This is a genomic window from Psychrilyobacter piezotolerans (genome assembly GCF_003391055.1).
GTDB classification, from domain to species: domain Bacteria; phylum Fusobacteriota; class Fusobacteriia; order Fusobacteriales; family Fusobacteriaceae; genus Psychrilyobacter; species Psychrilyobacter piezotolerans.
In genome coordinates, this window is record NZ_QUAJ01000017.1 from 1 (window position 1) to 12,102 (window position 12,102).

A 12,102-nucleotide genomic window follows, 5' to 3' on the forward strand; every position below is an offset into this window, starting at 1 on the left:
CTTGTAGATTTTTTTTGATTAAGTGAAACAGATAACAACTAATTTCAAATATTATTATTTTGTTTTTTATCTAATTCTTAAGTTAAATTTAATTAAAAGTTAATTTAAAATGAGTTTTGTTTTTTTATTTTTACAATATTTTTATTTTTTAAATAACATTATTAAAAAAAAGACTAAAAATATAAAACTTAGTCTTTTTTAAAGTGTTTATATGAATTAAAATCTAATTTTTCTGCTCCATCATCTATACCTTTACCATAACTTCCAATTATCATTATATAAATCTGCTGAACCTTTTAATCTACCTAGGAGTAAAATTGATGTGCGGATTATCTGCCTCTATCTTAGCCGTTACCCTAAGGTATTCTACAGTCCCTGTGATAGGGTTGCTATTCATACAAATCCGAAAAAATTTATTAAGTTTAGAAAATGCTTTTTCAAACCCAGCAATTGTATCTATCTGGTTGTTGGAAAGATCGAGATTCTGTAGGTTATCAGGGAACTTCACCCCTTCCAAGCTGGTTATCTGGTTGCTGAGAAGATCGAGATTCTGCAGGTTATCAGGGAACTTAATTCCCTCTAAATTCTTTATCTGGTTGCTGAGAAGATCAAGACTCTGCAGGTTATGGGGAAACTCCACTTCCTTCAAGCTGGTTATCTGGTTGCTGAAAAGATGGAGAGTTGTAAGGCTATGGGGGAACTTTACCCCTTCCAGGCTCCTTATCTGATTGTTATTAAGACCGAGGGCTGTCAGGCTATGGAGGCCGGTGAAGTCCAGCCCCTCCAGGCTGGTTATCTGGTTGCTGAAAAGATGGAGAGTTGTAAGGCTATGAGGGAATTTCACCCTCTCCAGACTCACTATCTGATTGTTATTAAGACCAAGAGCTGTCAGATTATCGAAACCGGTGAAGTCCAGCCCCTCCAGACTTGTTATATGGTTATTATTAAGATGGAGAGTTGTAAGGCTATGGGGGAACTTCATTCCATCCAGGTTCGCTATCTGATTGTTGTTAAGATCTAGAGTTGTAAGGCTATCAGGGAACTTTATCCCATCAAGGCTCCCTATCTGGTTATGCTTGAGATTAAGTTCTGTCAGGCTATTGGGGAACTTCACTCCCTCCAGGTTCCCTATCTGGTTGTTATTAAGATCAAGAGTTGTAAGGCTGTCGGGAAACTTGACCCCATCAAGGCTTGCTATCTGGTTTTGACTGAGATTAAGTTCTGTGAGATTCACCAGATGATCTATCCAGTTCAGTTTTTTAATTCCTTTATTGATGGCTGTCAATTTTGTTATCAGCATCAGCTCATGTGTGAATAATCTGTAAGGGTTAGATGAGAGAGTGACACCTTCCTCAGCTGCCGCTGCCTTCAATGTCTCCCAGATTAAATCCCTGAGGCTTTCGTCATCTATCATTAGGGCTGTCCACTTAATTTCTACTACTTTTGATATCGATAAACTCATTTTAATCCCTCCTATTGATACGTCAAGATACAAAAAATATTTACTCTTATAATATACAATCACTTTTTTTTAATTCCTCTTCTAAAGTTAGTAAATTGTTCATAAGAAATGTTATTATTTATCATACAAACTCTAATTACTTGGATAAATATATGGTTCTGGTGCAGCAATTATAAAAAAATTAAAAGCAGTATTCGTTCAAAAGATTAGCAAAATTAATATAATTTCGAAAGTTTTAAATCCATCAAAATCTAATATTGAAAAATATTATAAAAAAAAATAAACTTTTTTTTAATAATAGACGTCGAAATAATCGAATGAAAAAATTACTTCTTTCTTTAATAATAAAAACCTAGTAGTTAATAACTGCTACAACAAAAAGGTTTGGCCGAATAAAAAAAAACAGAATCATAAATATTCTGTTTTTTTATTTTTTGTAAATTAATTTATTGTCTGTTGAATTCTACTCCAGAAAAAACTCCTATAAATTCTTCCCCACCCCATATTCCATCTTAACCTAATATTTATCCTCTATCTCTTTTATAAATTTCATTTCCTCTAACCTTTCCTTAGCTCTAAAATCTGAAATTTCTTTATTTAATTTTTCAACTGCTATCCAATCCACCTTATCTACAGCTAGTTTTTTCTCTAATGCCAACTCTTTTTCTCTAATTTCTAAGCTGTTTTTATAAGTTGAATTTCTTCTTCTCTGGATCATTGTAAATATCTCTGCACGCTGCTTTTCACTCAGATTATTTTCATTCAGCATTATTTCCATTCTTCTTTCGAAATTATATCCTCTACCCATCATTCCTCCGAAACCATGCCCACTATCCATCATTTCCACGGAACCATATCCTTTACCCGTGACAAATTCATCACTATAAGATCCATAATGTCCAAAAGTCATAGCTGTTATAAATAATAAACCTATAATTATTTTCTTTTTCACCTTAATCGCCTCCATTTTTATTATTATTTATATATGTATTATACTTTTGTTTTTAGGCTTGTCAAAAAAATTAAAAGAGATAATTATTGTGGCAGTATTGTAATTATGCTAAGAAGTTATTAATTCCTCCACGGTTAACACAGAGCCAAAATTGCTTAAAGAAAATAGGTGAGCCGTTTGACAAAATGACCGACCATACAAATATCTAAAATATAGAAAAATGAGATATTTAATTTAGAGGAAATTATTAAAGTATGTAAAATAATAATAAGTGAAATGAATGATATTGTTGGGGAGGTGCGACACGTTTTACAATGAAAAGTTGTAAGGGTCTTTAAGTAATAAAAATAAAGACAACAACTGTAAGTCCGATAAGAGGAATGATGGCGTAACGTCTTGAAACTCTTACCCTAATACTACGATATGCATCTATATACTTTAATATATAGGGGTATAAAGCTCGTTGAAGTCAGTTAAGAAGTAGCCCTAAGGTTTTACCTTAGGAAAGGTAGTTTCAATGGAAACTAGGTTACCGATAGACTGGGGGTCTATAAAGCTAATATGATGAGAATGTGATAAAATCACTGACGAAATTGCGAATTTACGGGTCTAAAAACCGAACGTATAGAGTAATGTACGGATTCCTAAAAAGGAAAGTATGTGAGGTTTAGTAAGAATCTGCCCTATGAAAAACCTTTTAGTGTTATAGGCATTAATAAAGCATACAGGCTCATAGCAATCATCTAAGTTGGATATGTAAAGATAGGATTTATGGAACGTGGAAAGCAAAGAACACTTACTTTAAACAGTTAAAGCTGGAGTGGTGGATATAAGATATAATAAAATATCGAAATTCTTTTATCTTTGTGAAAGTAGGGATACAGTACCTATGAAACCGTGATAATAAACGGTGGAGGGATAGTCCCAAGTCAAAAATTATATATAAATTAATACAATTACAATTGAATTTTTGAATGGTGGTAAACCGAGATAATAATTTTGTCTAACCAAATTTAAGTAGGTGAGTCAAATGAATAAGAAAAGTATCTTTTCAGAAATAATCAAAAAGGAAAACTTTGAAGTAGCAATAAAAAATATAAAAGAAAATGGTAAGAAGGCAACTGGAATAGATAACATCTCTATTGATGAATTTATCGAAACCCAGAACCCATACCAAACTATCCTTGATAGACTGGAAAATTTCATACCCAATGGGGTTAGAAGAGTGGATATTCCAAAAGGTGATGGCAAAACTAGACCCTTAGGAATACCAACAATCGAAGATAAAGTAATACAAATGATGTTCAAGAATATTCTTGAGCCTATATGTGAAGAAAAATTTAACCAACATTCGTATGGCTTTAGACCTAACAGAAGAGCTGAACATGCAATTGCATGGAATAATATTCTAATAAATGTCAGTAAACTACACTTCTGTGTAGATATTGATATTAAAGGTTTCTTTGACAATATTAACCATAATAAACTAATAAAACAATGCATAACCATTGGGATAACAGATAAGAAAGTTCTTAGTATAATCAAAGCAATGTTAAAAGCTCCTATACATCAAAAGAATGGAGAGGTAGAAATACCCAATAAAGGAACTCCACAAGGAGGAATACTTAGTCCCCTTTTATCTAACATATGCTTAAACGAATTAGATTGGTGGATAAGCAATCAATGGCAAACTTTTAAAACTGACCACACATATAAGCCAGATAGCAATAAATACCCTGCAATAAAAAAGACAAACTTAACAGAAGTTTTCTTAATCAGGTATGCAGACGACTTTAAATTAATGTGTAGAGATAGAGGAAGTGCTGAAAGAATGTTTAGAATCACCAAACTTTTTCTAAAGAATAGACTAAAACTTGATATATCTAAAAAGAAATCTAAAATTGTAAATTTAAGAAAACAGAAATCTGAATTTCTAGGATTTGCAATAAAAACCGTCTTGAAAGGTAAGAATGGAAAACGAGTAGCTCAAACTTGGATAAAAGATAGTGCTATTAAAAGCTGTACTACAAAGCTTAAAAAAACTATCAAAGAAATTCATAAAAAACAAAGTATTAAATATATTTTGTTATATAACAGTCAAGTAAGAGGTATTCAAAATTATTACCAAATTGCTACCAATATAACTATTAGTCTATCAACGATTGGATATAATACTGATAAAGTAATATATAACAGACTAAAAGATATAGCTAGGAGAAATTATAAGGATGAGAGATACCGCAAAAGGTTCCGTGGATACAATTATAAAACTTGGAGTATAAAAGGTATAACTCTTTTCACTATACAAGCAAGAAGGTGTAGAAATCCAATGATGTTTTCAAAGAAAACACCTAAAAATCCTACCATTAAGCAAGATAAATTTAACCAAATTGAAAAACTATACAAAAATATACCACTTGGGGAAAATCATGCTAATGATATAGAATGGCAATTACAAAGAATAAGAGCATATCAACAAGTAAATTGTATCTGCTATGTAACGGGAGAATACGTAAAATTCAACGAATTTGCTGTACATCACATTATCCCAAGAGAATATGGAGGAAAAGACAACCTTGAGAATTTAGTTATTCTCAAAAAAGAAATCCATATTGAACTGCATAAAAAGAACCCTAGTTTTAGTAATCCTAAATTTGATAATCTTAGAAAAGAAATTCTAAATTGTAAACAAATTAAATTAATATAATTTTGATGGACCGCCGTATGAGGGGAAACTTTCACGTACGGTGCGGATGTGGGGAAAAGATGGAGATAATATCAAAGTCTTACCTATGCATAATAAAATGAGGAGGACAGTCATAAATAAATAAATAAATAAATACCGTAAGAGGTCTAATAATAGAAATAAAGTTTTAATTTTTAGGAGTTTTTTTTAAAACTCTTTGTAAAAGAATAAAATTTGGATTAATTTCCTGCACAAGAAAGGAGGAGAACTATGATTGTCAAGATATTAAATCATTTCCGGCTTACCTGGAGACTGGTAGAGGATCGCAGAGTAAATAAGTGGCTGAAGGTGTTTTTAGTTTTCATTCCACTTGCTTATGTTTTTTTACCATTTCCGCCTGATGACTTCCTGCCTCTCCTGGGACTTTTAGATGACCTGCTCCTCCTGACAGTTACCACCATACTCTTTGTTGAAATGTGCCCAGAAACTGTGGTACGGGAACATAAATTGGCACTGACCGGTCTTTTTCCCTCAGCCAGATCCATCAACTTGGAAGACTACCGCTGTAAAACCGAGAACCGTGATCTCGCTCTGGGATTTATCTTTGCTGTAGTCATCCTCCTTTTGGGGGGATACTTAGCAGGAGTCCTTTTTCTGCTCATCTTTGGAATGGGTTATATAACATCAAACCTGAAGCGGAAGGAGATCCTTGCCAATGCTGTTCAGATCGGCCCCCATCAGCGCCCAGACCTCTATGAGGCACTTGAAGAAGTTCAGAAACTCCTTCCCCCTGTGAAAATAGATCTCTTTATAAACCAAAACCCGGTAATGAATGCCTATACCTTTGGTTATGGCGAACCCTATACTGTGGTTCTTACATCCAGCCTGGTGGAGAAGCTTTCCAAAACCGAGATAAAGGCGGTAATCGGGCATGAAATGGGACACATCTTATTCGGACACGTGCGGATTATCGGTTTAATGAGTACTCAGTTTGGACTGGGCCGACTCTTCTTCTATAAGTGGAGCCGCTCATGTGAATACTCTGCCGATTCAGTGGCCCTTATAGCCAGCAGGGGGGATCTAATTCCCCTGACCTCTTCCCTGCTAAAACTAGCGTGGGGTTTGGACGATTCAGTTGATGTAGAGGAATTTTTGGCACAGCTGGATGGGGATTCAGGGACTCTCAGCATGGAGGTGTTCAGTACGCATCCCTTTATGAATAATCGGATCAAAAGCCTTATCCTCCTTGCCAGGCAGAAAGAGTTTAGGGAAAAGATGAAACATATGGATCCCAGGGATCTCCCATAAATTCCTTTGAAGACTAGCAATAATAAGTTTACAATGATTCCTTTAAATTTTGAAAAAAAAAAATACGAAGAAAAGTTGTCCACTATATTGACATAAGACCATAATGTCATTTCTAAAATTACATAAACTAAATCTATTTATCCTTTTAATTTGACAATCTAGGATCATAAAAGTTAGGAATAGTTTTATTTTTTTTTTTAAAATAAAACTATTTTAGAAGTTCTATTTAATGATATAATAAAAGTACAATCTAAAGATCTAAGGAGTGGTTTTATGAAGAAAACAAAATTTAAAGGCAGTGTAATCTTAAATCCGGTACCAGTGGTAATGGTTACCTCAAGAAGCAGTGAAGGAAAGGATAACGTATTTACTGTGGCCTGGGCTGGGACAGTCTGTACCACGCCTCCCATGCTATCTATTTCCATAAGACCCGAAAGACTCTCATACGAGTATATAAAAGAAACGATGCAGTTTACAATAAACCTTCCCCATAGAAGACTTACAAAGGAAACCGATTATTGTGGTGTGCGGTCGGGAAGACAACTGGATAAGATAAAAGAAATGGGCTTTACCATGGTGGAAGGGACGCATATAGATGTTCCTTATATCGATGAATGTCCTGTCAGTATTGAATGTAAGGTGAAGAGTATCGTTCCTCTCGGAACCCACGATCTTTTTATCGCAGAGGTTATGGGATCCCATATAGATTCCAAACTTTTAGATGAAAATGGAAAACTCTGTTTAGAGAAGGGAAATCTGATAAATTACTGTCACGGAGAATACTATCCCATGGCTAAAGATGCCATCGGTAAGTTCGGATTTTCAGTAGCCAAGAATAAACCAGAGATAAAAAATATTTCCAATGTTGAAAAGAAATCTGAATCCCAAAGGGGCAAATCAGAGAAAAAGAAGCCATCTAAAAAAGCAAAGAAATCTTTAAAATCAGGAAAAAAGAAAAATAAAAAATAATAGTTCATTAATATTAAATTAATTAGAATTTTTTTATAAACACAATAAAAAAAGAACCAGATTATTTTCTGGTTCTTTTATTTAATTTATGGATTCAAGTCCCATAGAAAGTGCCTGTCTTTACCTTTAAAGTTATTCATGAAAGACGATATTACCTTCCCACTCCATCTAAAAAATCAATAAGTTCTTTTACAAAGTCTACACTCTTGCCATCTTTATCTGTAAGAGGATTTAATTCCACTATATCAACAGAAGTAATCTTGTAGTTTTCAAAGAGAATAGAGAAAATTTCAAGTATCTCTTCTTTTTCAAAACCATCGTTAACTGGAACACTCACTCCAGGGGCAAAATTTGGATCTACAGAATCTAAATCAAAACTGATATGAAGTTCTTCAACCTGGAGCATTTCCTTTGCTTTTTCCAAGGCAGCTACTAATCCCATCTCAAGGACCTCATCATGTGTTATTAAATTAACACCATATTTTTCTATAAAATTTAATTCTCCAGGATCTAAATCTCTAGCACCAAACAATAAAACTTTTTTTGGATCAAGGAAATTACCCTTATTCAATCTAGTTAGCTTTGCATCTCCATGGCCCATAAGAGCGGCAAGGACCATCCCGTGGATATTACCTGAAGGACTTGTATCAGCAGTATTCATATCTGCATGAGCATCTATCCAGATAACACCGGCATCCCTTTTTTCTGCCAATAACCCTGAGATACTACCCAGTGAGATAGAGTGATCTCCTCCTACCACGATTGGCCTGTATCCGGATGTAACTAATTCCCTTGTTCTTTCTGCAAGAACTTTTGATGTAGATATAACTGAGTTTACAAATTTAAGTCTTTTATCGAATAGATTTTCATCTTCACGTACAGGTTCAATTAATTCTATGACGTTTTTAAGTTCAGGATATTCACCGAAAAGATAGTCTATAGCAAATTCAGTTCCTGTTACTGCTGCTCCTAAATTAAAAGGAACTCCAAGAATAAAGTTTTGAACTTTTTCTACGAAAAGATAAACAGCGTCAATCTCCTGTATTATATTTATATTTTCAAGATTTACATCTTCTAGACCTTGGACACTGAGCCCAGCTTTCTTAAGATCTTCAACATAATCAATTATTTCTTCTGTGATTCTCTCACCAGGGCAGAGAATTGGTATTCCAGGAGGATATGCCATGATAAATTCACCACTTATAGCTCCTACAGCTTCTTCTAAACGTGTTCTGGTTTTTTCACTGAAGAATGCTTCTCTAGGGTTTTGTTCCATCTCTGGGACATTTGGAATATCTTTAAAAGTAGGAATCTCTCCTTCATGCTTTGTTTCATTTGAGATCTCTTTTACTGCAGCGATAACACTCTCATGACTTTTAAGGGTATCTCCAAAAGTAGTAACTAAGAGTACATTATAAAAGTCAGAAAGTTCAGGCTGGATATTGTATTTATCCACAAATATTCTTTCTAATTGATATCCGGTAAGGCCCAGGTCTCTGGCACTGATGGCTATTTTAGTGGGATCAAAAGAATATTTTCCCATACCGTCAAGAACTTCTCTGCCAAAACATTTAAATCCGTCGATCTTATTTATCTCTTCTCTTAGAATATCTGCTCTTTCAATGGATTTTTTGATAAGATCTGCTCCATCCAATGCAATTTGTTTTCTCGCACAGTCTAAAGAAGCTAATAAGATGTAAGATGGTGATGTAGTCTGTAAAAGACTTAATACTTGTCTCATCTTTCCATAACTGATTCTATCCCCCTGTACATGAAGAATAGATCCTTGAGTCATAGCTCCTATTATCTTGTGGGTACTCTGAGCACAGGCATCTGCACCGGCTTCCATAGCAGAGAGAGGAAGTTCCTCTGAAAATCTCAAGTGGGGACCGTGAGCCTCATCTACAAGAAGAGGGATATCATATTCATGAACTATCTCCACAATTTTTTTAAGGTCTGTAGCCACTCCATAGTAGGTTGGATTTATTATGAGGACAGCTGAAGCATCAGGATTTTCTCTGAGAGTTCTTTCTACAGTCTCAGGTGCTACTCCATGAGCTATTCCATTTTCATGGTCTATTTCAGGATCCATATATACAGGTTGAGCACCACTCAGGATAACACCAGCATTTACTGATTTATGAGTATTTCTAGGAACTAGGATCTTATCCCCGGCCTTTACAGCAGACATTATCATAGCCTGAATAGCTCCAGATGTGCCGTTAATACAAAAAAAACTTTCCCTTGCACCATAGGCATCTGCTGCCAGTTCCAATGCTCTTTTTATATGGGTCTTGGGATTGTGTAATCCGTCCACCATTTCAAATATAGTAACATCGATTTTAAATGGGTTAGGTCCCATAAAATCATAAAACTCTTTTTCTACGCCTGCACCCTGTTTATGTCCAGGTACATGAAAGGGGATTACCTCTCTTGCTGCGTATACATCCTTTAACACACTAAATATAGGGGTTTCTTTTTGGTTTAATTTATACAAATTATATCACTTCCTTTTAAAAAAATTATACTAGCAGGGAATTGTATCTTGTTTTTCATAAAAAAGATATCTCTTTTGTATATATATATACCATCTATTATATATATCCTTTAAAAAAATACTGACTTTTAATAAAAAATGACATAATTTCTGGTTCTGCTGCATCAATGGTTCTGGTTTAATAATTTAAAGGTGATAAAATACCCTAAAAAACCAGAAGAAATATCATGCGGCCAAAAGAATTTAAATATAACAATTTGAAGGTGACATAATACTACTTTGTGTTCGGTTGTATTTTATCAATCCTTTTAATCATTAACACTTATATCTATAAATTTAAAATTAACAACATCAAATAAACCCTTATCTGTAACTTTTATTTCTGGAATAACAGGTAAGGCTAAAAATGCTAAAGTCATAAATGGATCCAGGTCTCTATTTACGCCCAACCTATCATAAGCTGTTTTAAGCATTTCCTCTAGAATTTCTTTTACTGCCTCAATGGGCTTATCCGACATCAATCCTGCTATTGGTAATTCCAGTTTTTTCAATACCTTACCCTTAGACACTATGACCACTCCTCCCTGTATTTTTCCAATCTCCTCTACAGCTGCATGCATATCATGATCATTATCTCCTATGACTAAAATATTATGGGAATCATTTGAAACAGTAGAAGCTATGGCTCCCCCTTTAAGGTTAAAGTTTTCTACCAGGCTGAACCCTATATTTCCCGTGGCATTATGTCTTTCAATTACTGCTAGTTTTAGAAGATCTTTATCACTGTTAAACTTGAAATATCCCTTATCATCTACTTCCACTTCACGGATTACTTTTTCAGTTAAAAGACTATGGGGCAGTAACCTCATGACATTTGCACGATTACTTGTTAGTTTGATCTTTAGATCTTTTTCGTGAATTTTTTTAAAATTCACAGTGCCGCTCACCTTTGTAATATCCTCTTTTTTTACCTGGAAGAGTGCTTCACCATCCTTCGCAGCAAATTTTCCATTTTTTATAACTTCCAATACATTAAAATCTTCTAAAGAATCTACAACTATTAAGTCTGCATCATATCCGGGAGCGATTGCTCCTAAGTTTTTTATCCCATAACATTCGCAGACATTGATAGTCGCCATTTTAATTGCTGTTATGGGGTCTATCCCTTTTTTTATAGCAGTTCTTATATTATTGTCAATATGCCCGCTTTCTATTATATCCTCTGGATGCCTGTCATCTGTGCAGAACAAACATCTCCTTTCATTTTCTGGAGTTATTCCTCCTATTAAAGCTTCTAAATTTTTGGCTGCACTCCCCTCCCTTATGGAAATATAGATCCCTTTTCTTAACCTGTCCTGCATCTCATCTACAGTAGAACACTCGTGATCCGTTTTTATTCCCCCTATTATATATGCATTCAGCTCTTCACCGCTGATATCAGGTGAATGACCATCTATTATTTTATTATTATCCTGAGCTAATTTTAATTTGTCTACTATTTTACTGTCTCCCTGTATTACCCCTGGATAATTCATCATTTCTCCCAGGCCTAAGACCATAGGATTACCAATTAACTCCTTTAATTCTCCAGCTTCCAGTATTGCTCCTGAATTTTCAAATGGTGTTGCAGGGACACATGAAGGGAGCATATAATAAACATTGAGGGGGAGATCTTCACTGGATTTAATCATAAATTTAATACCTTCCAGACCACACACATTGGCTATTTCATGGGGATCTGTAATTACACTTGTTGTTCCTTTGGGGACCACTGCCCGTGCAAACTGACCGGGTGAAATCATAGAACTTTCCATATGAACATGGCTGTCTATAAGTCCCGGAGATAAATATTTACCATTTAGATCGATTTCGTGTAAACCGCAATAATCTCCAATCCCTATTATTTTCCCCGAATCAATTGCCAGATCACCTTCTATTATCTCGCTTGAAAATACATCAATAATCCGGCAATTCTTCAGCACAAGTTCTGCTTTTTTTCGTTTTGCTGCTACATCAATTAAATGCTTTATTTTGTCATTCATTTTTTCCCTCCGTTTATAGTTAAATAAAAAAATCCCACCACAAAAATGAAATGCTGTATAGCATTCATTTTGTAATGAGAAATTAAGGTTTCCCGTAGAAACCCCCGAACCAAATTATCGGGGTTATACGATTATTTTATTTTGTATACTATATATTTTATTTTAAATCTTGTCAACTATAATTTT

7 protein-coding genes and 1 riboswitch are annotated in these 12,102 nt (G+C 34.4%); of the genes, 3 read left to right on the top strand and 4 right to left on the bottom strand.

The annotated features are described in order from the left end of the window. Positions 1 to 301 precede the first annotated feature (301 nt). Entirely contained in the window at positions 302 to 1,462 is a 1,161-nt protein-coding gene (locus tag DYH56_RS09970) for a leucine-rich repeat domain-containing protein (protein WP_114642722.1), read from the bottom strand. 517 nt (positions 1,463 to 1,979) lie between these two features. Then, positions 1,980 to 2,414, bottom strand: coding sequence for a hypothetical protein (locus tag DYH56_RS09975; protein ID WP_114642723.1), 435 nt, complete (start codon positions 2,412 to 2,414; stop codon positions 1,980 to 1,982). A gap of 1,030 nt (positions 2,415 to 3,444) precedes the next feature. On the opposite strand from DYH56_RS09975, the gene ltrA reads away from it, so the two are divergent. The 3 genes from ltrA to DYH56_RS09990 all read left to right on the top strand — a co-directional run bounded on the left by ltrA (position 3,445) and on the right by DYH56_RS09990 (position 7,377). Continuing rightward, positions 3,445 to 5,121, top strand: a complete 1,677-nt coding sequence (gene ltrA / locus DYH56_RS09980; protein ID WP_114642724.1) for a group II intron reverse transcriptase/maturase — start codon at positions 3,445 to 3,447, stop codon at positions 5,119 to 5,121. 249 nt (positions 5,122 to 5,370) lie between these two features. Continuing rightward, positions 5,371 to 6,408 (top strand): M48 family metallopeptidase, encoded by a 1,038-nt coding sequence (locus DYH56_RS09985; protein WP_114642725.1) that lies wholly within the window; start codon positions 5,371 to 5,373, stop codon positions 6,406 to 6,408. Positions 6,409 to 6,681: 273 nt separating this feature from the next. Further along, positions 6,682 to 7,377 (top strand): flavin reductase family protein, encoded by a 696-nt coding sequence (locus tag DYH56_RS09990; RefSeq protein ID WP_114642726.1) that lies wholly within the window; start codon positions 6,682 to 6,684, stop codon positions 7,375 to 7,377. Positions 7,378 to 7,528: 151 nt separating this feature from the next. On the opposite strand, the gene DYH56_RS09995 is transcribed toward DYH56_RS09990, so the two are convergent. Further along, the gene (locus DYH56_RS09995; RefSeq protein ID WP_114642727.1) at positions 7,529 to 9,874 is read right to left on the bottom strand and encodes an aminotransferase class I/II-fold pyridoxal phosphate-dependent enzyme; all 2,346 of its coding nucleotides are present in this window, start codon (positions 9,872 to 9,874) and stop codon (positions 7,529 to 7,531) included. A 308-nt stretch (positions 9,875 to 10,182) separates the two neighbouring features. After that, positions 10,183 to 11,916 (bottom strand): adenine deaminase, encoded by a 1,734-nt coding sequence (gene ade, locus DYH56_RS10000; protein ID WP_114642787.1) that lies wholly within the window; start codon positions 11,914 to 11,916, stop codon positions 10,183 to 10,185. A 52-nt stretch (positions 11,917 to 11,968) separates the two neighbouring features. Continuing rightward, positions 11,969 to 12,067: riboswitch (purine riboswitch) on the bottom strand. Positions 12,068 to 12,102 lie beyond the last annotated feature (35 nt).